The sequence below is a fragment of the Antrihabitans cavernicola genome (assembly GCF_008297975.1).
In the GTDB taxonomy this organism is placed as follows: domain Bacteria; phylum Actinomycetota; class Actinomycetes; order Mycobacteriales; family Mycobacteriaceae; genus Antrihabitans; species Antrihabitans cavernicola.
Genome location: NZ_VLNY01000013.1, coordinates 53,686 through 75,946 on the forward strand (window position 1 = coordinate 53,686; position 22,261 = coordinate 75,946).

At 64.6% G+C, this 22,261-nt stretch carries 24 protein-coding genes; 14 read left to right on the plus strand and 10 right to left on the minus strand.

Translation table 11 applies throughout. The features are described 5' to 3' along the window. Positions 1-108 precede the first annotated feature (108 nt). The 4 genes from FOY51_RS27700 to FOY51_RS21415 form a co-directional block, all read right to left on the minus strand. Entirely contained in the window at positions 109-903 is a 795-nt protein-coding gene (locus tag FOY51_RS27700; RefSeq protein WP_235916603.1) for a hypothetical protein, read from the minus strand. 110 nt (positions 904-1,013) lie between these two features. Next, the gene (locus tag FOY51_RS21405; protein ID WP_149432304.1) at positions 1,014-1,205 is read right to left on the minus strand and encodes a hypothetical protein; all 192 of its coding nucleotides are present in this window, start codon (positions 1,203-1,205) and stop codon (positions 1,014-1,016) included. Between the two features lie 103 nt (positions 1,206-1,308). After that, positions 1,309-1,998, minus strand: coding sequence for an enoyl-CoA hydratase/isomerase family protein (locus FOY51_RS21410; protein ID WP_149432305.1), 690 nt, complete (start codon positions 1,996-1,998; stop codon positions 1,309-1,311). Positions 1,999-2,008: 10 nt separating this feature from the next. Further along, entirely contained in the window at positions 2,009-2,221 is a 213-nt protein-coding gene (locus FOY51_RS21415) for a BldC family transcriptional regulator (RefSeq protein WP_149432306.1), read from the minus strand. Positions 2,222-2,380: 159 nt separating this feature from the next. On the opposite strand from FOY51_RS21415, the gene FOY51_RS21420 reads away from it, so the two are divergent. From FOY51_RS21420 to FOY51_RS21460, 9 genes are all read left to right on the plus strand, one after another. Beyond that, on the plus strand, positions 2,381-2,719 hold the full coding sequence (locus FOY51_RS21420) for a DUF4229 domain-containing protein (protein ID WP_353961380.1): 339 nt from the start codon (positions 2,381-2,383) through the stop codon (positions 2,717-2,719). Then, on the plus strand, positions 2,716-3,801 hold the full coding sequence (cds1, locus tag FOY51_RS21425; protein WP_149432307.1) for an L-cysteine desulfhydrase Cds1: 1,086 nt from the start codon (positions 2,716-2,718) through the stop codon (positions 3,799-3,801). Before FOY51_RS21420 ends, cds1 begins: the two co-directional genes overlap by 4 nt. A gap of 3 nt (positions 3,802-3,804) precedes the next feature. Further along, entirely contained in the window at positions 3,805-5,520 is a 1,716-nt protein-coding gene (locus tag FOY51_RS21430) for a CocE/NonD family hydrolase (RefSeq protein ID WP_149432308.1), read from the plus strand. A 142-nt stretch (positions 5,521-5,662) separates the two neighbouring features. Continuing rightward, positions 5,663-5,884 carry a helix-turn-helix domain-containing protein gene (locus tag FOY51_RS21435; RefSeq protein WP_149432309.1) on the plus strand — a complete coding sequence of 74 codons (222 nt, stop codon included), beginning with the start codon at positions 5,663-5,665 and terminating at the stop codon, positions 5,882-5,884. After that, on the plus strand, positions 5,885-6,457 hold the full coding sequence (locus FOY51_RS21440; protein ID WP_149432310.1) for a Clp protease N-terminal domain-containing protein: 573 nt from the start codon (positions 5,885-5,887) through the stop codon (positions 6,455-6,457). Between the two features lie 20 nt (positions 6,458-6,477). Further along, complete coding sequence (locus FOY51_RS21445) at positions 6,478-6,858, plus strand: phage holin family protein (protein ID WP_149432311.1); 381 nt, start codon at positions 6,478-6,480, stop codon at positions 6,856-6,858. Positions 6,859-6,862: 4 nt separating this feature from the next. After that, positions 6,863-7,519 carry an RNA polymerase sigma factor gene (locus FOY51_RS21450; protein ID WP_149432312.1) on the plus strand — a complete coding sequence of 219 codons (657 nt, stop codon included), beginning with the start codon at positions 6,863-6,865 and terminating at the stop codon, positions 7,517-7,519. Next, the gene (locus tag FOY51_RS21455; protein ID WP_235916605.1) at positions 7,516-7,770 is read left to right on the plus strand and encodes an anti-sigma factor family protein; all 255 of its coding nucleotides are present in this window, start codon (positions 7,516-7,518) and stop codon (positions 7,768-7,770) included. The genes FOY51_RS21450 and FOY51_RS21455 overlap by 4 nt, the downstream gene beginning before the upstream one ends. 64 nt (positions 7,771-7,834) lie before the next feature. Beyond that, positions 7,835-8,269: a DoxX family protein gene (locus FOY51_RS21460; RefSeq protein WP_187776417.1), complete on the plus strand. Its 435-nt coding sequence runs from the start codon at positions 7,835-7,837 to the stop codon at positions 8,267-8,269. A 24-nt stretch (positions 8,270-8,293) separates the two neighbouring features. Here FOY51_RS21460 and FOY51_RS21465 read toward each other — a convergent pair whose 3' ends face one another. After that, positions 8,294-9,163, minus strand: coding sequence for a 1,4-dihydroxy-2-naphthoate polyprenyltransferase (locus FOY51_RS21465; protein ID WP_149432314.1), 870 nt, complete (start codon positions 9,161-9,163; stop codon positions 8,294-8,296). A 73-nt stretch (positions 9,164-9,236) separates the two neighbouring features. Between FOY51_RS21465 and FOY51_RS21470 the strand changes: the two genes are divergently transcribed. Continuing rightward, positions 9,237-12,503, plus strand: coding sequence for an ATP-binding protein (locus FOY51_RS21470; protein ID WP_235916607.1), 3,267 nt, complete (start codon positions 9,237-9,239; stop codon positions 12,501-12,503). Positions 12,504-12,511: 8 nt separating this feature from the next. Here FOY51_RS21470 and FOY51_RS21475 read toward each other — a convergent pair whose 3' ends face one another. The 4 genes from FOY51_RS21475 to FOY51_RS21490 form a co-directional block, all read right to left on the minus strand. Beyond that, on the minus strand, positions 12,512-13,360 hold the full coding sequence (locus FOY51_RS21475; protein ID WP_149432316.1) for an ABC transporter permease: 849 nt from the start codon (positions 13,358-13,360) through the stop codon (positions 12,512-12,514). Further along, the gene (locus FOY51_RS21480) at positions 13,357-14,352 is read right to left on the minus strand and encodes an ATP-binding cassette domain-containing protein (RefSeq protein ID WP_149432317.1); all 996 of its coding nucleotides are present in this window, start codon (positions 14,350-14,352) and stop codon (positions 13,357-13,359) included. The genes FOY51_RS21475 and FOY51_RS21480 overlap by 4 nt, the downstream gene beginning before the upstream one ends. Before the next feature lie 99 nt (positions 14,353-14,451). Continuing rightward, entirely contained in the window at positions 14,452-15,546 is a 1,095-nt protein-coding gene (locus FOY51_RS21485) for an NAD(P)/FAD-dependent oxidoreductase (RefSeq protein WP_149432318.1), read from the minus strand. Positions 15,547-15,602: 56 nt separating this feature from the next. After that, on the minus strand, positions 15,603-16,364 hold the full coding sequence (locus FOY51_RS21490; protein ID WP_149432319.1) for a TetR/AcrR family transcriptional regulator: 762 nt from the start codon (positions 16,362-16,364) through the stop codon (positions 15,603-15,605). Here FOY51_RS21490 and FOY51_RS21495 point away from each other — a divergent pair. From FOY51_RS21495 to FOY51_RS21510, 4 genes are all read left to right on the plus strand, one after another. Next, entirely contained in the window at positions 16,263-17,030 is a 768-nt protein-coding gene (locus FOY51_RS21495; protein WP_149432320.1) for an NRDE family protein, read from the plus strand. The genes FOY51_RS21490 and FOY51_RS21495 overlap by 102 nt on opposite strands. Further along, positions 17,027-18,172, plus strand: a complete 1,146-nt coding sequence (locus tag FOY51_RS21500; RefSeq protein WP_371830478.1) for a lipase family protein — start codon at positions 17,027-17,029, stop codon at positions 18,170-18,172. The genes FOY51_RS21495 and FOY51_RS21500 overlap by 4 nt, the downstream gene beginning before the upstream one ends. A 42-nt stretch (positions 18,173-18,214) precedes the next feature. Beyond that, positions 18,215-19,753 carry an HNH endonuclease signature motif containing protein gene (locus FOY51_RS21505; RefSeq protein WP_187776419.1) on the plus strand — a complete coding sequence of 513 codons (1,539 nt, stop codon included), beginning with the start codon at positions 18,215-18,217 and terminating at the stop codon, positions 19,751-19,753. Positions 19,754-19,846: 93 nt separating this feature from the next. Continuing rightward, positions 19,847-20,827 carry a GGDEF domain-containing protein gene (locus tag FOY51_RS21510; protein ID WP_149432322.1) on the plus strand — a complete coding sequence of 327 codons (981 nt, stop codon included), beginning with the start codon at positions 19,847-19,849 and terminating at the stop codon, positions 20,825-20,827. A 285-nt stretch (positions 20,828-21,112) separates the two neighbouring features. Here the strand turns inward: FOY51_RS21510 and menE are convergent, their stop codons facing one another. Then, the gene (gene menE, locus FOY51_RS21520) at positions 21,113-22,258 is read right to left on the minus strand and encodes an o-succinylbenzoate--CoA ligase (protein ID WP_149432324.1); all 1,146 of its coding nucleotides are present in this window, start codon (positions 22,256-22,258) and stop codon (positions 21,113-21,115) included. Between the last annotated feature and the right edge of the window lie 3 nt (positions 22,259-22,261).

Consider the following 22,261-nt stretch of genomic DNA (forward strand, 5'->3'; position numbering starts at 1 on the left):
TACCCACTGACGATCAAAGTCGATTTCGGCCCGCGCGCCAATCCGTCCTATGGGGGGACGCTGCACCGAAAGTTGTAGTGCACGTCACGCAAAGTCGCATCGCAGCAGCTAGTGGGTCGGGAGGGCCCCGCCGGTGAGGGTGAAGATTTCGAACAGGTCGTACTGCGCGTGGCTGGGTTTGCCGTACCGGGTCAATTTCCCGCGGCTCGCCCATTTTCGGATGGTCGCCTGCTCCACCCCGGCCGCGAGGGCGGCAAGGTCGGTCGGCACCAGGCGGCGGTCGGCTGTCTTCGGACTCATCCGACCGGCACCATGCGCTGCTGCAATGCGAGCCACTGATGGGGCTGCCAGGTGTGTCCCGCCTCGCAGCGCACCAGCCGGCCGCCGGGCGCGGTCGCTTGCGGGCTGGGCGTACACGATCCGACCGCACGAAGGCCGATCGCAGCGGCCGAGCTCTATCCCCTTCGCCACGGGATCGATGGCGCGTTCGGCAAGGCTGCGCACCTCGGCGAACTCGACGATGGCGTCCGCTATCGCGGGATGCGCTGCGAGAAAGTCCCGATAGTGGAGCATGAAGTCGACGAGCGTCGTCACGTCGCGTCGAGGCCGACGCGGTGGATGTGCTTCGTCGACAACGAGACTCGCCCACGACGCGGTCATCGCGATGATCTCCGTGCGCGCCTCGACCAGCGAGTCCTTCAACACGATGCCTTGACCGTGTCCACTACGACCACGCGACGGGCGTCGGGTGCGCTCGCCTTGGAGGAGTTCGCCGCACCGCGCGTACAGAACCGGAAGGTGCCGCAGGGTCTCGGTCAACCGAGAGCGACATTCGTTGCACACCCTAGCGCCGTTGTCGACGCGAGCACTGCAGATCGGGTTCTCGCACAAAGCCTCGGACATCTTCTGCTCCCTCTGGCGTTGTCGTGTGGACTTCGCCAACAGTCGCAGACTGCCGTATTCGCGCGGTATCTCTCGCCTATCGCGAGGCGATAGCGGCTCGCCGACCAGCCCTACTCGGGCTTGTCGGTGCCGTCGCTGCCACGACTGCGACGGGCATCTCGACCCATGCGCCAAAGGAATTCAGGGTCGTCGTCAGGGCCGACGACAGAGCTGTTGGTAGCGGCCGGGCGCTGCGGTCCGAAGCCCTTCCAGAGCAGGACGGCCAGCGTCACCAACCCGATCAACGCCAATAGGTAGATCACGACGCACCTCCTACTAGCAGGGTAACCCCGTGTGGCGCGGCGGTGTACAAAGAGTGCTCAGGATGGGTGCTCGACACTGCGAGATATGCACGCCAGCGTGTACTCAGCTGTTGTATCCGGTCGCGGGCAGGGCCAATGTGGCGAGTACCCGCTCGTAGAGGCCACGCTTGATCTCGGCCAACACCGGTCCACGAGTGCCTGCCAATGATTGTGCATAGTCGACAGCGGAGGAGAGCAATTCGCCTTCGGTCGTCGTGTCGTCGACCAAGCCTGCGGCGAGCGCCTCACTCCCGCCGTAGCGACGGCCGGTGACCAACAATTCGTGGGCGGCGACCGGGTCGAGCCGAGCCGACACCAGAGCCAGCGGTCCGGGGGTGTACCTGGCGCCGATCGTGATGCCCGGCAAACAGAAGTAGCCTCGGTCGGACCGCATCACTCGGCGGTCGTGGGCGATGGCCAGGAAGGCTCCCGCCCCGAAGGTGTGCCCCTGCATCGCCGCCACCGTGGGCACTTCCAGCGTGAGGATCCGCGCGAGGATGCGATGGATCTCGTCGAGACAGAGGTTGATCTTGTCCGGGTTGGCTGCGGCCCATTCGAGGTCGGCCCCGGTCGAGTAGAACTTGCCCTCGGCCGTGGTGACCAACGCTGTGGGACCGTCGTGCGCAACAACCTCGTCGAGGAGGGTGTGCACCTGAGCGAGCCAATCCGGGTTGAACCGATTCTCGGTGCCCGGTCTACCTTCTTCGCCGAACTGCAGGATGAATACGTCTTTTTCTCGCTGCAGATACGGCATGCGGGCGACTCTAGCGGCGGCTGGCCTCGGTGGTAAGTGATTGCAGCAGCTGCATCACTTCGGTTTCCCGGAACCGGCGGTGTCCACCGGGGGTGCGCAGCGAGCCCAATCGTCCAGCGTGCGCCCAACGGGTAACCGTCTTGGGATCGACGTGGAACAGGGCTGCTACCTGGCCGGGTGTCAACAGTGGGTCTTGTCCTACGCGGATGGCGGGTGCAGTCATCGTCGTTCCTCCAGTTGTCGCTATTGCCCGAACAATCGCCATCGTGTCACCGCACCCCCCAGGTACTCGAACGATCTACTTCTGGTAAAGGGGAGGTAATGGACAAATCGGATAAGTCCGGCGGCTTTTTCGGGGCTCGCGAGTGGGTACCCTGATCCCGTGACCGACGCATCTGACAAGCACGCCGAGACAGCCGATCCCGCTTCCTCCAGCATGGGCAAACTGGCCCGTGACCTGGGGTTGTACACGCTGGCGCGCTTCGGAATGGTCGCCGTCCTCGCCGTCGTCATCATCTTCGGCGCGAAGATCTTCGGGGTCGCCGTCCCGGTGTTGATCGCCTTGATCTTTGCCGTCGTGCTGTCTCTCCCGCTGTCGATGCTGTTCTTCAAGAGGCTACGAATTCGGGTGAACGAAGACATCGCGGCGGTCGACGAACGTCGTAGACGAGACAAAGCGGACCTGCGCGCGAAGTTGCGCGGTGAGGACGTCGCGGAGTGACGATCTGTGATCACAGCGGACCCCGCGAGTGGGTCGAGAACGCGGTCCGGCTGATCGACGCCGACGCGCAGCGGAGCGCCGACACCCACCTGCTGCGCTATCCGCTGCCGATCACCTGGAGCGTGCAGCTCTACCTCAAAGACGAGTCCACCCACATCACCGGCAGCCTCAAACATCGCCTTGCGAGGTCGCTGTTTCTGTACGCGATATGCAACGGCTGGGTCACCGAGGGCACCACGGTCGTCGAGGCGTCGTCGGGGTCGACGGCCGTCAGCGAGGCGTACTTCGCGAAGCTGTTGGGCCTCGACTTCGTCGCCGTCATGCCCGCGACCACAAGCCCCCAGAAGATCGCGCTGATCGAAGCGCAGGGCGGCCGCTGTCACTTCGCGCAGCGCCCACCCGAGATCTACAGCGAGGCAGCAGCTCTCGCCGCCGAGCTCGGTGGTCACTACATGGATCAGTTCACCCACGCCGAGCGTGCCACCGACTGGCGCGGCAACAACAACATCGCCGAATCGATCTTCGATCAGATGGCGCAGGAGCTGCACCCCATTCCGGAATGGGTGGTGGTGGGTGCGGGGACCGGCGGCACCAGCGCGACCATCGGTCGCTACATCCGCTACCGGCGCCACCACACTCGGCTTGCGGTGGTCGACCCGGAGAACTCCGCATTCTTCGGTGGCTACGAGACGGCCAACGCCGACTACTCGACCGGAATGCCCTCGCGCATAGAGGGAATCGGACGGCCGCGCGTCGAGCCGTCGTTCGTGGGGCAGGTCATCGATCGGATGATCCAGGTCCCCGACGCGTCGTCGGTTGCTGCGGCCCGCCATGCCAGCGAGGTCTTGGGTCGACGCGTGGGGGGATCGACCGGAACCAACCTGTGGGGTGCGTTCGGCTTGATCGGTGCGATGCTCGGCGAGGGGAAGTCCGGCAGCGTGGTGACGCTGTTGTGTGACGGCGGGGATCGCTACGCGAGCACGTATTTCGACGACGAATGGGTACGGGGGCAGGGGATGGACTTGGGCGAGCCGACGGCAGTGTTGGAGGAATTCGCCGCGTCGGGAGTCTGGCGAGGATAGGGCGTGCGGATCCTGTTGGCCGCGCTCTGCGTTGCCACGGCCACGATGATGTGTCCTGCCGTCGCCGCTGCCGAGCCGGGATCGGGCGGCGTGTGGAGCGAGGAATATTTCACCGGACCGGACGGCGTCGTGCTCCATGCGGATGTGTTGCGGTCGAAGGGGCTCGGTTCGACTGATCGCACACCGGTCATCATCTCCGTCGGTCCGTATTTCAACCATTCCGGTCAGGGCGGTGTGGCGGGCGCGTTGGACGGCATCCCTTACGATCCGCGCATCCCGGTGGAGCACGGCACCCGTTTTGCGGATTTCGTCGACGGTGCCCACCTCATGGAACGTGGATACACCTTCGTCACGGTCGACTTGCGCGGAACCGGTGCAAGCACAGGCTGTTTGGATCTGACCGGCCCCGGCGAGCAGAGCGACGTCGACACCGCGGTGCGGTGGGCGGCGACGCAGCCGTGGTCGACCGGCAAGGTGGGGATGTACGGCAAGTCCTACGACGCGACGACAGGTCTGATGGGTGTCGGCTCACGGCCCGAGGGGCTGTCGGCGGTGGTGGCGCAGGAACCGCTCTACGACATGTATCGCTATCTCTATACCAACGGCATCGGCTACCTGAAATCCACTGTGACGCCGCTGTTCTATTCCCAGATCGCGGCTACCCCTGGCGTGCTGTTCGGTGACTCCCAGCGCTACCTGGATGCGTCGCTGTACGAGGTGGCGCACCCGAACTGCCTGACCGACAACGTGATCGAGCCGTTGGATCGAAACCCGAACTCCGCGTACTGGACCAGCCGCAACCTGATTCCGAAGCTGCGCGGATCGACCGTCCCGCTGTTCCTGACGCAGGGCTTGATCGAGGACAATACCAAGCCGGATGGATTCACCGACGCGCTCGACGCCGTCGCCGGACCTACGCGAGCATGGATCGGCATGTGGGATCACAAGCGCGGGAACGATATCGACGGATTCGGTCGGCTGGAGATGGGTCGAGCGGGTTGGTTCGACGAGGTGATGCGGTTCTACGATCAGCACCTGAAAGGGATCGCCCCCAGCGTGGCCGATCCGGCGTTCGCGGTGCAAAGCAGCGACGGCACGTGGCGGGCAGAGTCGTCGTGGCCGCCGAAGTCGGCGTACACCGGTATCGCCCCGATCCCGACGGGCGAGTATCTGGATGTGTTGCCCGCCATCGGGTCCGGCCGCACTGTGGGCGGAATCGCAGATCTGAACAAAGGCCTGTGGTCGGTGTCTGCGCCGCTGCGTGTCGAGGCACACTTGGCCGGTAAGCCGCGCGCGACGGTGCGCCATGACGCCACATCGCCGAACGCGAACGTCGTCGTCGACCTGTACGACGTTGCGCCGGACAACAGCTCGCTGCTGGTCACCCGCGGTGCGACCGTTGCAGGCACGGGGACTTCGAACGCATTCGATCTACTGCCCAACGACTGGAAATTCGCTGTCGGACATCGCATTGCGGTCCGGGTGACCAACGCCAATGCCGAGTGGTGGCTCGGTATTCCGAGTGCGGCGAACGTCCGCGTCACCGGTGGTGAGGTGAGCATGCCGTTCACGACCTGCGCTTCGACCCAGCCGCTCGACGGTCGGCCTGCGGTGTTCCTGGATCGATATCGTGCGAGTTCGGGCGTATACGACGTGGATGCCGGACTTGTCGCGCGGAGCGAAAATCCTGCCTTTCGGGTGCAGGAAGTTACTTGCTGACGGGAGACGGATTGATTGCGTTTCCTCCCGGTTTCCGGGAGGAATGCCACGCGATCGGGTTGGTGAGAACTGTGGGTGGGCCGGCGGCAGCAGTTGTCAATTTGTGTTGACAGCACCCGCATGTCAACGTAAATTGACAAACATGACCGAAGCAACCAATTTGGCGGCCGCAGCCGCCAGCCCGGACCCGAAAGTGGGGTTGCGTGCGGTGCTTGCGCTACGGCGCCTGCTCGAACGGCTCGAGGCGATTCAGGTCGCCAACGCCAGAGAGCAGGGCTGGCCGTGGCAAGCCATCGCCGACTCGCTCGAGGTGAGCAGGCAAGCCGTCCACCAGAAATACAACCGTCGAGACAGGGGTAGGTAGATGTTCGAAAGATTCTCCAAGAGTGCACGTTTCGCGGTGATCGATGCGCAGAAAGAGGCACGCGATCTGAAATCCGAGCGCATCGACGTCGAGCACGTTCTGCTCGGTGTGCTCACCACCGCGGACAAGCCGCTCGCCGATCTGCTCACAGCCGCAGGACTGACCCCCGATGCCGTCCGCACCTCGATTGGCCAACACAAGCACGGCGAGCCGCTCGGTGAGGAGGACGCGGAAGCGTTGAAGTCGATCGGCATCGATCTCGAAGCCGTCCGCGAAAGCCTCGGGGCCACCTTCGGCGACGACGCGCTCGATCGGGTGGAACCGGAAGAGCGTCGTGGACTGTTCGGGAAGCGGATGGGCGGCCATATTCCGTTTCGGAACAGCGCGAAGAAGACGCTGGAACTCGCACTGCGAGAGGCGCTCCGACGTGGCGACGACTACATCGGGTCCGAACATATGTTGCTCGGCATCCTCCGTGCGCCCAATGCGATTGCTCGCGACGCGATCGAAGAGCATGTCACTTCGGCGGAGCTGCGTCGGCAACTCGAAGCTCTGTTGGACCGCGCGGCGTGAAGATGTGCCAGCATTGACGCATGGTCCTTGTAGTTCGTCTGGTCATCAACGCGATCGCCATTTGGCTTGCCGCCCACTGGATCGTCGGAATCGACATCATCAGCTCGGGGCGAGGCACGGGGTGGGACATCGTGGTTCTGCTGGCGGTTGCCGCCGTGTTCACGCTGGTGAACACACTGGTCAAGCCGCTGGTGAAGCTGCTTTCCTTGCCGCTCGTGATTTTGACGCTGGGATTGTTCCTGCTGGTGATCAACGCGCTGATGCTGAAGCTGACGGCGGCGATCACCGAAACAACTCAGTACGGTCTGCGCGTCGACGGCTTCTGGGCAGCCACCTGGGGTGCGATTCTCATCACGATCGTGAACTGGGTACTCGGCATTTTCGTGCCGGACAAAGACTGACTCGATGCCCGACCTCGCAAGCGACGACACGTTACTGACTCGGTTGCGTGCGCGAGACGAGCGGGCGTTCGAGGCGATCGTCGACAGCTGGTCCGGCGGAATGGCGCGGGTCGCAAGAAATTTCGTGTCGACGCACGAGTCGGCGGCGGAGGTCGTCCAGGACACTTGGCTCGCGGTGATCCATGGACTCGACACGTTCGAGGGGAGATCGTCCCTCAAGACCTGGGTGTTCCGAATCCTGATCAACACCGCGAAACGCCGGGGATCGAACGAGTACCGAACGACACCCATGAGCAGCCTCGTCGACGACGAGGGTGTGGGCCCGACCGTCGATCCGGCCCGGTTCCGGTCCGAGGGTGAGTCGTATCCCCATCACTGGCGCGAGCTTCCACTGCCGTGGCCGTCACCCGAGCAGCGGGTGCTCGACGGCGAACTGCGGGCTCGCGTCGTCGATGCCGTGAACCGATTGCCCGCCCGACAGGCCGCGGTGATCACCCTGCGCGACATCGAGGGGTACGACTCCGGCGAAGTGTGCGACCTACTCGACATCAGTGCCGCGAATCAGCGGGTGTTGCTTCATCGCGCTCGCGCATTCGCGCGAGGCAGAATCGAGGAGTACGTGATGGCAGTCGCAGCTGGTGAAGGGTCGGTGACGGCATGACCGACATGCATTGCGACGAGTTCGTGGAGTTGGTTACGGCCTACCTGGACGGCGCACTGGACGCAGACGATCACGCCCGCATGGTCGAGCATCTGTCATTGTGTGACGCCTGCACGATGTATCTGGATCAGGTACGCGCCACCATCGGCGAGCTGACCACCTTGCCTGCCGACCCGGTCGATCGCGAGGTCAAGAAGGCCCTGCTGAGCGCATTTCGCACCCATACCGAAAAAGATCCCGGACCCGCGTAACGCTTCTGTCCCGTGCTGACACTGCATCTCCATACCCGTTCACCAACGTCGCATGGAGATGCACATGATCACAGTTACCACCAGCCGAGTCACAGGCCGAGCCGCAACTGTCACCGCAGTCGTCAGAATTCTCGTCGGAGTCCTGTTCGTACTGGCGTCCATCCCGAAATTTCCGTTCGCCGGGAGCGCACACGACAGCGAGGTGGCCCAATTCATCAGTTTCGGCTTTCCAGCGTCGTCGGTGGAGGCGTTCGTCCTCTTCACCGGCACCGTCGAGTTGGTTTGTGCCGCATTGCTTATCGCGGGATTCCTCACCCGATTCGCTGCGGCCGGACTCGCTGCGGTGATGATCGGGGCGATTTCGACGGCAGGACTACATGTCGGGGGACCGTTGCACCTGGGGGTTGCGCCGACGCTGCTGGTGATCCTGCTGGTCTTGGTCGTCGTGGGAGCCGGTTCGTGGTCGATAGATCAGCGACTGGCGGACCGAGTGCGCTGAGCTGTACACCCGTCGCTCACCGGCCTACGCCAAGCCCAACGCGAGGCCGGTGAGCGCGGCCCAGATCAGCATCGCAATCCCTGAATCACGCAGTGCGGGGATCAGTTCCAGGCCGTGTTTGCCGCCGCGGACCGGCGCGTTCGCGCGCCAGATCAGCGGCGCGGCAAGCAGTCCGAGCAGCGCCAGCGGCGTCCGCACGACCAGCGCCAAACTCACGACCAGCGGCACGATCAGCAACGCCAGGTGCAGCGTGCGGGTCCGCGCATCGCCGAGGCGCACCGCAAGGGTGTGTTTTCCGGACTCAGTGTCGGTGGGGATGTCGCGCAGGTTGTTCGCTACCAGTACGGCACTGGAGAAGCAGCCGACCGCGATCGCAGTGACTAGACCGGCCCAGTCGATGCGATCGGCTTGCACGTACTGGGTTCCGAGCACCGCGATCAACCCGAAGAACACGAACACCGCGATCTCACCGAATCCGCTGTAGCCGTACGGATTCTTGCCGCCGGTGTAGTACCAGGCGCCTGCGATGCAGATCGCGCCGACCAGGATCAGCCACCACGCCGACGTGAGCGCAAGCACGATTCCGGCGACCGCCGCGATACCGAACGCCGTCATCGCCGCCGTTTTCACGGCCTTCGGCGACGCCACCTTCGAGCCGACCAACCGCAGCGGCCCGACGCGCACATCGTCGGTGCCGCGAATGCCGTCGGAGTAGTCGTTGGCGAAGTTCACACCCACGATCAACGCCAGCGAGACCACCAGTGCCAGCAACGCCTTCCACCACACGCCGCCGGAAAGCGATGCGGCCGCGCCGGTTCCCGCGAGCACCGGGGCAATGGCGTTCGGCAGAGTGCGGGGTCGAGCCCCTTCGATCCATTCAGCAGCTGTGGCCATGGCAGCGATCTTTCCATGTGAGGGAACAATGGACTCGCGAGGTGTGAAGCACCTCGAATACGATCGGATATCAGTGCATCCAGACAAGAGCGCGACCCAGCTGTCGACGCCCGCAGGCGCCTCGGTGGTGGTCGCCCTGCTCGGCGAGGTTTCCACGCGCCGGGACGGCGAACTGGTCCCGTTGCCGGGTGCTCGCGCACGCAGCCTGTTGGTGGCGCTCGCCGGTCATCCAGGGCGTAGTCGCAGCGCACAGGCCCTGATCGACGAGATCTGGGGCGACGACCCGCCCCGATCACCGATGAACGCGCTCCACACCCAGGTGTCTCGACTCCGCGCCGCGCTGCCCGACGGTGCCGTCGAAATGGGGCCGTCGGGTTATCGTCTCGCACTCGACAAGAACCAGGTCGATCTCACCCTCGCCAGGCTGCTGGAGCAACGCGCGCAGCAATCTCATGCCGAGGGCGACGACAAGGCCGCGGTCGCCGCCGTCGAGGAAGCCCGCGCCCTGTGGCGCGGCGAGCCCGGCGCCGATCTGCCCGACGGCGTCCTGGCGCGCGAACTCGGTGGCGAAGCGGCGGCGAGGCAGAGTGCTCTCGACACGGTCGAGGTGGCCGCTCGTACAGCAATCGGCGACTTTGCCGGCGCCCTACCGCGAGCGCGTGCGATGGCCGGGCGTGCTCGTCTCGACGAAGCGGCGCATCTGCAATTGATGCAGGTTTTGGTCGGGTTGGGCCGGTCCAACGACGCACTCGACGTCTTCGGTGGCCTGCGGGCGCGGCTCGCCGATCAGCTCGGCACCGATCCCGGGCAGGCGCTGGTCGAGCTGAACACCGCGATCCTGCGCGGCGATGCGATCGAACCGCCACGCGATACCGGCTCGCGATTGCCCAACGCGATCGGGCTCCGCGCCGCCCCGAACACGCTTCTCGGCCGTGAAGCCGACATCGCCGCCATCGAAGATCAGCTGCGCGCCGCTCGCGTCACCACTGTGCTCGGGCCTGGCGGCACCGGCAAGACGCGGATCGTGCACGAGGTGGGCGCACGGGCGGCACACTCGATGCCGGTCGCGTTGGTGGAGCTGGCGTCGTTGCGCAGTGGCGAAGACGTGGTCGCCGCGATCAGCGGCACCCTCGGCGTCAGCGAAGTGGACCTGACGCCCGGCCTCGGCCGGACCCGATTGCATTCTGCGCGTGAACGATTGCGTGAAGCGCTGTCTGCGCGTGCAACTCTGCTGATCCTGGACAACTGTGAGCATGTGATCGGCGACGTGGCCGAGGTGGTTGCCGATCTGGTCTCTGCCAGCGACCGATTGGTGGTCCTCGCGACGAGCAGGGCACCGATGTCTATCACCGCGGAATCGGTATATCCGTTGCCCCCGTTGGTGATCGACGAGGCCGGCTCGCCCGCTACCGACTTGTTCCGGGCCAGAGCCAAGGCCGTTCGACCGTCGGCGCGCCTCGATCCGGTGGAAGTTGCGCGGCTGTGCCGGACACTGGACGGGCTTCCGTTGGCGATCGAGCTCGCGGCCGCCCGCGTTCGCACGATGAGTGTCGAAGAGATCAACACCAGGCTGGCCGACCGATTCGTGTTGCTGCGCAGCGGTGATCCCACGTCGCCGCAACGACATCGGACCCTGCACGCCGTGATCGACTGGAGTTGGAACCTGCTCGACGAGCAACAGCAGATCGTCCTGCAACGGCTGTGTCGGTTCCCTGCAGGTTTCAGCCTGTCGGCGGCGGAGCAGGTTGCCGAATGGGGCGAAGTCACCGACGTGGCGTCGGCACTGGACGGGCTGGTCAATCAATCGATGGTCGCGGTGACCGAGAACGACGAGCCTGTCGGGTTGCGTTATCACATGCTCGAGACGGTGCGTGAGTTCGGCGAGGAACAACTGGACAGCGCGGAGGCGAACGAAGTCACGGCCCGCATGTGTTGTTGGGCAAGGGGATTCGCCGCTGCTGCCGCCGCCGATTTCCGCAACGAGCACCAGGTCGCCACCGTCCACGCGGTGGAGGCGGAGCACGACAACATGCTGGCTGTCCTGCGCTACGCCGTTGCGCGTCGTGATGCGGCGACGGCCTATACGACGTTCCCGCTGGTCGGCCTGCTGTGGGTGATTCGGGGTGCGCACTCCGAGGTGTTCAACTGGGCGCCGAAGATCCTCGACATCGATGCGCGAGACGTCCAGGACCGCGTTCCAGGCGATCTCTTGGTGATGGCGTACCTCTTGGCCGGGATGCACATGGTGCTCGGTGGCGATGTTCGATTGATCGCGATCGCACGTGCCCGACTTCGGCCGCTGCTGCGCGATCGTGACGACATCAGTTCCGCCATGCGATTGCAGGCATCGCTGATTCTCGGCCCGCTCAACGGTGCGGGCGTCGCACGGAAACTCGCGGTCGCCATTCGATCCGACGATCCGTGGACACGCGGCTCGGCGCTGTCGAACCGCGCCAACCTGCGCGAGAACAGCGGCGACATCGACGGGTCGATTCGCGATGCACTTCGTGCGCTCGACGTGATCAGAAAGATGGACGATCTGTACGGTCTTGCGATGATCTGCCAGCATCTCGGCAGTGTCTACGCGCAGACCGCCCGATACGCCGAATCCGTTGTCTACTACCGAGAGTCAGCCGATGCCCTGGCGACGCTGCATGCCTACGAGGAAAGCACGCAGAGCCTCGCGTACATGAGTGCCGCACTGATCGGCTGTGGCCGAATCGACGAGGGTCGGCGTCAGCTTGCTGCGCTCTACGGATTGGAATCCGTCCCGGTGCGACGTGAAGACAACGATGCGAGCATGTGGCCGGAGGAAAGCAGCCAGCGCCTTGCTGCGCTGAGCAGTGGTCTCGCAGAAGCAGATCTGGCGGAAGGCGACATCGAAGGCGGGCTGAGTCGATACCGAACGGCGTTGACGGTCGCAGGCTGGCCGGAATCGGGAATCGCCCCAGGTCCGTACGAAACGATGGTGGCAAGTGCCGTCATCTGTGCGCACGTGCTCTACGGGCAGCCCGAACTCGTCGTCGAGACGGTCCCGCAGATCAGGGAGATCGCTGTTTCACGGTTGAGTCAGTTCCGAGATGTTCCCCAAATGGGTTGTGTCGGTACCGCTGTCGGCAGCTACCTGATCGCCACGGGCACGGCCCTCGAGCTGGGCGCGCGGTTGCTCGCCTTGGCTGTTCGGTGTCGAGCGCGGCAGGACTACCCGGCGATGCGACTCGACAGACACCTCGATGCCGCCCGCTCCGTTCTCGGCGACTCGGTGGTCGATCGAGAGTTGGAGCGGACGGCATCGATAACGCGTGAAGCAGCACATGCGGAGCTGCTCGCCTCGATCTAGCAGGGCGACTACGCCTTTCGCATGTACATCTTCACGGTGAGCGGGGCCAAGACCGCGACCAGGATCGCGGAGCCGAGCAGCGACCAACCGAAGTCGGCGCCGATGTGACCGTGGTTCGCGAGATCGCGAACCGCACCGATGATGTGCGTGACCGGGTTGACCTTGACGAACGCTTGCATCCAGCCGGGCATCGTGTTGATCGGCACGAACGCGCTGGACATGAACGTCAGCGGGAACATGATCAGCATCGAATAGCCCTGCACCGTAGACGCTTTGCTGGCGAGAACGCCCATCAGCGCCCAGATCCAGCTGGTGGCGAAGGCGCAGACGATCACGAGGACCGCGGCAGCGAGGACGCCGAACACACCGCCTTCGGGACGCCAGCCCATGATGATGCCCATCACGAGCGTGAGCGTGGTGGCGACGAAGTAACGGACCATGTCTGCCGTCAATGCGCCGGCGAGAGCCGAAATTCGCGCGATCGGAAGGGATTTGAACCGGTCGAACACGCCCTTGTCCATGTCCTCACGAAGCTGGGTGCCGGTGACCATGGACGTGGTGATGACGGTCTGGACCAGAATGCCGGGAATGATGACGGGCAAGTAGGCCGAGACGTTGCCGGAGATGGCACCACCGAAGATGTAGGTGAACATCAGCGTGAACAGAATCGGCTGCACGGTGACGTCGATCAGCTGTTCGGGGTTATGCTTGATCTTGAGAATGCCGCGGTAAGCCATTGTCATCGAGTTGGCGAAAGTCTGGCGCAGCGTGATCTTTTGCGCCTGCGGCGTGATGACGGGCGCTCGGCTCGTCAGTGTCGAATTGTTGTCCGGGGGGCTTGCGAGTGTGGTTGTCATGCGACGCTCCGCTCTGAATCGTTGTCGGTTGCATCTTCGGCTGAGTGGCCGGTGATGGTGAGGAAGACCTCGTCGAGGCTGGGCTTCTGGACTGCGATCTCGTCGACCGCAATTCCGTTGTCACGCAACCGAATCAAGATCTCGGGAGTGGCGCTCGGATCGGCGAGGGGGACCGTGAGTCGCGCTGCTTCCGGCGTGACGGCGGCGTCGACACGGAGTGCCTCGCTGACGATGCGTCGGGCATCGTCGATCTGAGTGCGGTCCTGCAGGGTGAGGTGCAGCGACGAGTTGCCGACCGAAGCCTTCAACTCGTCGGAGGTGCCGTCGGCGACCAGCTTGCCACGGTCGATGACGGCGATCCGGTCGGCGAGCTGATCGGCTTCGTCCAGGTACTGCGTGGTGAGCAGCACCGTGGCGCCCTCGCGGACCAGTCGTCGGATGGTTTCCCACATCTGGGCGCGGGTGCGCGGATCGAGACCGGTGGTCGGCTCGTCGAGGAACAGCAGCGGCGGGGTCGCGATGAGGCTTGCCGCCAGGTCGAGCCTGCGTCGCATGCCGCCCGAGAAGTTCTTCAGCGGCTTGCTGGCAGCCTCGGTGAGATCGAATTCTTCGAGCAGGTCGGCAGCGCGACGCCGGGAATCGGCACGGCTGAGGCCGAGCAGGCGGGAGAAGATGATGAGGTTCTCGGTGGCGGACATGTCTTCGTCGACCGAGGCGTACTGGCCGGTGACGCCGACGAGCGAGCGGACCGCGTTGGGCTCGTGGACCACGTCGTGACCGAAGATGCGGGCGCTGCCGCCGTCGGGATTGAGCAGGGTCGCGAGCATCTTGATGGTGGTTGTCTTGCCGGCTCCGTTGGGGCCGAGGACGCCGTAGACGGCGCCTTGCGGAACGGTGAGGCTGACGCCGTCGACGGCGCGCTGTTTGCCGAAGACCTTGATCAGGCCGTCTGCCTCGACCGCGGGGACTGTTGCGCTTGCAGAAAAGTTCATGGGAGAACAATGACGTGGCCCTCTTGCAGCGGCCTTGCACGTCGATTGCGTGGGCTGTCGTCCGCTGTCGCGGTTAGCTGACCTGGGTGGGAGCGGCCATTACTTCGAGCCCGGAAGCCATGCGTAGTTGGCGGTACGAGAACCGTACTTTGCGTAGCGGTTGATGGTTTCCTTGCTGATCGAACCGACCCGGCCTGCGATGAACAACCGCCGTGGTGTGTCGTCGCGGCGGCACGCCAGCACCAGACCGTTTCTGCGTCCGAGGCTCACCGCCTGGCCCGCATAGCCCATCGAGAACGGCTTGATCTTGCGTCCTTTCGCCAACCGGATCAGCGTGGCTGCTGCGTGCGCGCCTTGCGGGGTAGCCGTTGCGCAGGCGAATCGCGCGCCGGGAACACTGGCGCAGTCACCGACGACGAAGACGCGGGGATCGGTCACGCTGCGGAGGTGTTCGTCGACCACCGCACGGCCGTCCGGATCGACGGCCATTCCGCTGGATGCGACGAGTGCCGGCACGCTCGCGATGATCGCCCACAGCGTCAGATCCGAATGGAATTCTTCTCCAGACGCGAGTACGACCGTGCCCTCATTGCCTGCATGTGTGGAGCGCATCTCGCTGACCATATCCTCGTTGACCTGCACCTTCATCGATTCAAGGTCCGTTCGCACTCGGCGCTGCGCGCCCGCCGACAGGGTTGCGCTGATCGTTTGACCGACGACCCGTACCTGCAGGTCCGGCCGAGCTTCTGCGACTTCGGCGGCTGTCTCGATGCCCGTCAATCCGCCACCGATGACGGTCACCACCGCGCCGGCAGGTAGGCCGGCCAACGCGGTTCGGGCGCGTTCGGCACCCTCGAAAGTCCCGACCGGCACGGTGCCGGGCAGCGGTGTGACCGTACTTCCGACAGCCACGACCAGGTAGTCGAAACCGATGCTGGTGCCGTCGTCGAGGCCCACGGTGCCGTCGCCGATCTTGTCGACCGACCCGACGTGCACAGCGATGTCCTCACGCAGCATCTCGGTCAATGGTGTTGCGGCAGAGCCGGTTCCTGCGATTTGCTGGTGCAACCTCACGCGCTCGACAAAGTTGACGCGCGGGTTCACCACGGTTATGTCGGCGTCGGCCAGCTTCTTCGCGAGCCGGTTCGCCGCGATGGTTCCCGCGTAACCGGCGCCCGCTACGACGACCTTCATGACGACTCCTCATGTTCGTTGAATTGGGTTGGCACTTCCGTTGGACCGACCCCTCGTCAGTCCAACCGCAGGACAGTTGCGGCGATGTCCTCGAGTCCGGACCGAACGACGCGTGGATCAGCACCCTCGACGGCCGCCGCACGTAGCAGGCCGAGATAGCCGTAGTAGAGGGCACGAGCGGCAGCAGGGGCTTTTGCGCCTCGACCCGCGGCCCGGGCGACCTGTTCGAACTCGTCGATCAGTGTTGTTGCCAAGTTGCCGAACACGGCGGTCCGGTGGGTCCCGCGAGCGAGGATGGCTCCGTGTTCGCGGGCAAGCCCGGCGTTCGACGCGAACAGGTCCAAAAAGGGCTGCACCACGTCACCGACATTGCGCACGGGGTCGTCGACGGGCACGGCGCCTGCAGCAGCGCGTGACTCGTGTACTGCGCCGATCCATCGATCGAACGCCATGAGCAGCAGCGAATCCTTGTCTCCGACAGCCATCACGCTTCCGACGCTCACACCTGCGGCCTCCGCAATCTTGCGGACAGTAGTGGCCTGGAAGCCGTCAGTCATGAACATCCGCTGCGCTGCGTCGACGATGCGAGCCCGTGTCTCTTCACGCTGTCGACTTCGACTTGAATGAACGTGTTCAGTGAACATGTTCAGGACGGTACGCCCGCGCGGGAACCACGTCAAGCCGGGTTGCGCACCCGGCGTGATTAGGCTCGTCGTATGTGCCTGCTGCTGATCGCGTGGAAGGTGCACCCGACCTGTCCGCTGATCGTCGCGGCCAACCGGGACGAGTTCTACCGGCGGCCAACGAAGCCAATCCATCGGTGGGACGACGGGTCGGGGATTGTGGGCGGGCGCGATCTGACCAGTGGCGGTACGTGGCTCGGGGTTACAGCGTCCGGTCGATTCGCGGCGGTGACCAATGTTCGAGACGGCAAGGCCGAGGGCACGCCGCCGCAGTCGCGTGGTGCGCTCCCGACCGGGTTCCTCGACTCGACGGCGACACCGCAGGCGTACGCGGCGGCGGCCGACGGCGACGACTTCGCCGGGTTCAACCTGCTGGCATCCGATCTGGACGAGTTGTTTTGGGTCTCCAACAGATTCGACGGTGCAGGGGTTGCGGTCGAACCCGGTATCCACGGCCTGTCGAATGCGCAGTTGGACACCCCGTGGCCGAAGGTGACGGCGGGCAAGGCTGCGCTCGCGGCCGCGGTGAGCGAGGACTCGGGTGCGCCGGACGCCGACGTGGAGTCCTACTTCGAATTGCTCCACAGCACAGATCCGGCTCCGCGCGCCGACCTGCCGAACACCGGCGTCGGCGTGCGACGCGAGAAGCAACTGTCGCCGCTGTTCGTGCGGACCCGGTTCTACGGCACCCGCGCGAGTACCGTCCTGCGTGTGCGATCGGACGGATCCTTCGACCTGACCGAGCGGACTTTCAACTCACGTAGGCAAACCGGTGAAACCAGAATCGAGGAGACTTCGTGAACAGCGCACTGATTCGGTGGATCGCGGCCATCGCTCTTGCCGGTAGCGTCGTGGTTGCCGCGCCCATCGCGTCTGCGGCGCCTGCCGACAACGCGCCCGGGACCGTCGTCGACGTCAGCGATCTACCTGCGGCACTGTGGTTTCCGAGCACCGGCAGCGCGAAGCGGGTGACGTATTGGTCGGTCGGATCCGACGGGAGGCCTGCCCTGTCCAGCGGCGCGTTCTACCTACCGGAGGGAACACCGCCGGCGGGCGGCTGGCCGGTAATCGGTTGGGCGCACGGCACTTCCGGGCTTGCGGACGACTGTGCGCCGTCGCGCGTCGGACCGGCACTCGCCGGTCGTGATCGGCCCTATCTGGGGAACTGGCTGGCCCGCGGCTATGCGATCACCGCGAGCGACTACGTCGGACTCGGGACGCCCGGCGTTCACCCGTATCTCGACAGCAAGGTCGAAGCTCACAGCGTTGTCGACATGGTCAAGGCGGCTCGAGCGGTGACGCCCACGTTGTCGAATCGGTGGGTCGCGATCGGGCAGTCGCAAGGCGGCGGCGCAGCGGTGGCGACGGCTGCGCATGCCTCCGAATATGGCGGTCCCGCACTGGATTTCCGCGGAGCGGTGGGAACAGGTGTGCCTGCCTACATCGAAGACACCCTGTTGCCGCTCGGCCCCGGCGTCCCGCCGGTCGCACTGCCTGCGGGGATCACGTCGTACGTCTTCGACATTCTCGCCGGCTTTCGTGCGGCACACCCGGAGTTGAACGTGAACTCGTACCTGACGCCGCTCGGTCGCAAGTACGTCGACCTCGCAGAAACGTTGTGTACCAACGAAACCGAAGATGTCGTCCGTGGGGTCGTGCTAGGCGACGCGGTCAACAAGCCGCTCCGCGACGTCCCGAACTTTCAGGCAACTCTGACGGATTACATGGCGCTGCCGGAGACCGGGTACAACCGGCCGCTGTTCATCGGGCAGGGCCTCACCGACACCGATGTGCCTGCACCGCTTGCGACCGCTTTCGCCGCGCGGCTTGCGGCGAACGGGCAACCGGTCACGTTCAAGACCTACCCGACGGATCACAGCGGGACGTTCGTGCAATCGCAGGCCGACGCAATTCCGTTTGTGGAGAGGCTATTTGGGAAATAGTGCTGGTGGCGGATGTCGGTGGTTCCGGGTATACTCGAACACATGAGCGATACGGGGGTGTTGGAGGTAGAGCAGTCGATGCTCGGTGACCTCGTCGACATCTCCCGGGCTGCGAACGCCGCGGATGCCCGTCGGCTCGCATTGACCAAGACGTTCTTCGAGTCACGAACCACCTATCGGGCTGCCGGACTGGATGCCCGGTTCGACACCGATATGGCAGGTCGGTCCGCGATCGCAGAAATCGCGCTCACCTTGTCGACGACGTATCACGCGGTGTCGGAATGGGTGCGGATCAGCTTCACCCTCGAACGATTCCCCTACGTAGCGGACGCATTCGAGGCCGGGCTGATCCCCTTGGCGAAGATCCGCACCATCCTGACGCACACCGCAGGTGCACCCGCAGAAGTCACCCGGCTCATCGAAGGGCAGATCGTCAGCGCCGCGCAACGGTTGGCGACGCGGGCGTTGGGAGAAGAAATCGACCGGCTGCTCCTCGAAACCGACCCCGATGCCACCGAACGCAGCACAGAGCGTGGCCGTGCAGCACGTCGGGTGTGTACGCGTCGGCGGGCGCATGGGATGGCGGATGTGTCCGCCACCCTGTCTGCGGCTGAAGCCGCCGAAGTCACCGCCCTCATCAACGAGATGGTGGGCACAGTGTGTGTGCAGGATCCGCGGGATCCGCAACAGTTGCGGGTCGACGCCTACCTGGCGATCCTGCGGGGCTGCACCACACTCGCCTGCGAATGCGGCTGCGGCCGGGCAGACGACACCGGTAACGATGTGCGCCCCGATATCCGGTTGCAGCTGATGTGCAGCCTCGACACCCTCCTCGGGCTCGGGAAGAACCCCGGCTACCTCGCCGGCTACGGTGCGATCGACCCGCAAACGCTGCGTGACCTGGCCCAGGACGCGACGTGGCAAGCGATGATCAGCTGGGCGAAGGCGCACTACAACAAGCACGATCCGGTTTCCGCGTGTGAGACCACCGCCGAATTCGAGCGTCTCCTCACCGAGGATCCTCAACACCTCGTGCGGCGCCGTGATCTGTGGTCACCTGCGGCACCGTCCGCGGGTCTGACCGGCACGGCGGGGACGGTGGTTGTGAAGACACCACCGTTCGATCCGGGAATGGTGTTCCCACCCGGCCGCCGCCACCAAACGACGAGCCGTAGCACCGAGTTGAACACCCTCCTCGACCGCTACCACGCCAACCCCAGTCTGGCGCAACCCGAGTTCCCGGACGGTCATGGTGGTTTCACCGAACCACCACCCGGCGCCCTCACCTACCAACCCAGTGCGTTGCTTGCTGCTGTCGTTCGGTTACGTGACGGCACCTGCCGCCACCCCGGGTGCGCGGTCCCGGCCGCGGATTGCCAGCTTGATCACCTCGTCGCGTACCTGAAAGCGCATCCCGAAGCTGGCGGGTGGACCATCCTCGCGAACCTGCACTGTTTGTGCCTGGGTCACCACCAACTCAAAACCGCGAAATTCTGGTCCTACGAACTACTCCGCGACGGCATCATCCACGCCACCAACAGACTCGGCAACCACGGATTCACCCTCCCAGCGCATAGGTAGTCGCCGAGTGAACGCTATCGAGCGTTCGGTAATGGTCACCCGCAATATCGAGATACCGTAGACGTTCGGAAAGTGGATCCGGGAGGACAAGCCGTGGATGACATATCGGTGGCCCATCCACCACCGCTGGCGGCGCGGTTCGATCTTGCGAGCGAGACGATTCTCGACTTTCTTCGTGATGCCGTTCCAATGGGGCTGTGGACGGTTACTCGCGTCGTCGACAATCGGCAGACGTATTTGACTGTCAACGGCACCGGATTCGGGCCGATACCGGCGGGAATATCGGTTCCGTGGGACGCCGCACTGTGCAAATACATGATCGAGGGCGAACCTCATGTCGCTCCTGACGTGCGCGAAGTGCCTGCTTACTTTGCAGTAACAGAGGCCGACGGCGGACGCGTCGCCGCGTATATCGGCTATCCGTTGATCACCTCCGACGGACATCTCTTTGGCACGCTGTGTGCTTTCGCCCCCACGGCGCAGCCGGCGGATTTCATCCGGCACGGACCGCTGGTCGAATTGTTGGCAAGGTTGTTGTCGACGATCATCGAATCGGATCTCGAAAAGACCGCACTCCATCGCGAATTGGAGGTCGCCGAGCAGCGAGCAGCGACGGACGGCCTCACCGGACTGATGAACCGAGCAGCGTGGGACGTAGTGCTCGACAGGGAAGAGCGGCGGTACCAGCGCTTCGGTGACTCGTGCGCGATCATCTGTATCGACCTCGACGGGTTGAAGTCGGTCAACGACACGCTGGGGCATCCGGCAGGCGACGACTATCTGCGACGGGCAGCGAAGACGCTCGGTGAGCAGTTGCGGGATACCGACATCATTGCCCGAGTCGGCGGCGATGAGTTCGGCATCATCGTGCCGAACGCAGATCCTGTTGCCGCGGCGGAGTTGGTCGAACGACTGTCCGTGGCGCTCGACCGAGCCGAAGTCTTGGCGTCGATCGGCCACGCCCAGTATTCGATGACCGACGGATTTGCGGGCGCGTGGAATTCCGCGGACAAAGCGATGTACGAGCGAAAGCGCACTCGCAGGTCGCTCGAGCCATCACTTCAGAACGAATAGTCGCGAAACGTCATCAGGCAGCCTGCCAATCCGGCGACGACGGCAAAGACGTACAAGCAAATGCTCAGCCACAATTCATCGACCGTCGCAGCCGGCCAAATCGACAGGAACGCAAGGATCATCAAACACGCCCCGTAGAAGGGTGTTCGTTTCGGATGATCGCCGCGGGCCATAGTTATGGGTTCCCCGCAACGTCGGCGCGAAACACTGTCTCTGCGCTCGACGAAACCGATTGAAGAATCGCCGAATTCGCGAAAACTGCCACCATTCAGTCGTGATCACGGACTAGCCGAACTGCTTCCGCAATGCTGCACGATCGACCTTGCCAGGCCCGCGCAACGGCAGCGCGTCGATCAGATGCACCTCACGTGGTGCTGCTGTCGAATCCAATTGCTGTGCAACATGATCGCGCAGTTGCTCCACCGTGGGCGTCGAGCCCGGCACCGGAATCACCGCTGCCACTACGCGCTCGCCCAACCTGGGGTCGGTGACGCCGAATACTGCGCATTCGCGAACATCGGGATGGGTTGCCAACGCTGCTTCGACCACCTGCGGCACCACAGTCAATCCACCGGTCGAGATGGCCTCGTCCAAGCGGCCAAGGATCGTGAGCACCCCGTAGTCGAATGTGCCTGCGTCTTCGGTGGCGAACCAGCCCGATCGCGCAAATGCCGGATGATCGGGCAGCCCTCGGTATCCCGAGCTGAGCATCGCGCCGCCCAGTAGCACTCGGCCGTCGGAGATCTCGACCTCGGCGCAGTCGAGCGGCACTCCGTCGTAGACGCAGCCACCACAGGTTTCGCTCATGCCGTAGGTGCGCACCAACGTAATTCCCTCGCTCTCCGCGCGCTGCCGCAACGGCACCGGAGTTGCTGCGCCGCCGAGCATTACGGCATCCAACTCGGCGAGAGCGGCGACCGCATCGGGGTTGTCGAGGACCTTCACCAACTGCGTCGGCACCAGCGACGTGTAGCGGCGTGGCCCGGGCATCGCCGCGATGCCGGTAACCAGATCGGCGGGATCGAATCCGGCCGACACATCGACGATCGTCGGCTCCGTCCCAGCAGCAAGCCCGCGCAACAGCACCTGCAGGCCCGCGATGTGATGGGCGGGGAGTGCGAGCAGCCAGCTGCCGGGACCACCGAGCCGGCGGTGGGTGGCGTCGGCGCTGGCCCGCAGCGCCGATGCAGACAGCATGGCGCCCTTGGGCGTTCCTGTCGTCCCGGAGGTGGCGACCACCATCGCAACGTCGTCGTCGATGGGTCGATCGGGCGACAGCGCCTGCGTCAGCCTGTCGATCTCACGCTGATCGCCCGACGGCACCGGCAGCCAGGCGGGGCCGGTGCCGGCGAGGGCGTCGCGTAACTGCGGGAGAACCGCGGCGGCAGCAGCACCGGTCGAGATGGGCAGGCTGCGAAGGGTATTGCTCACACA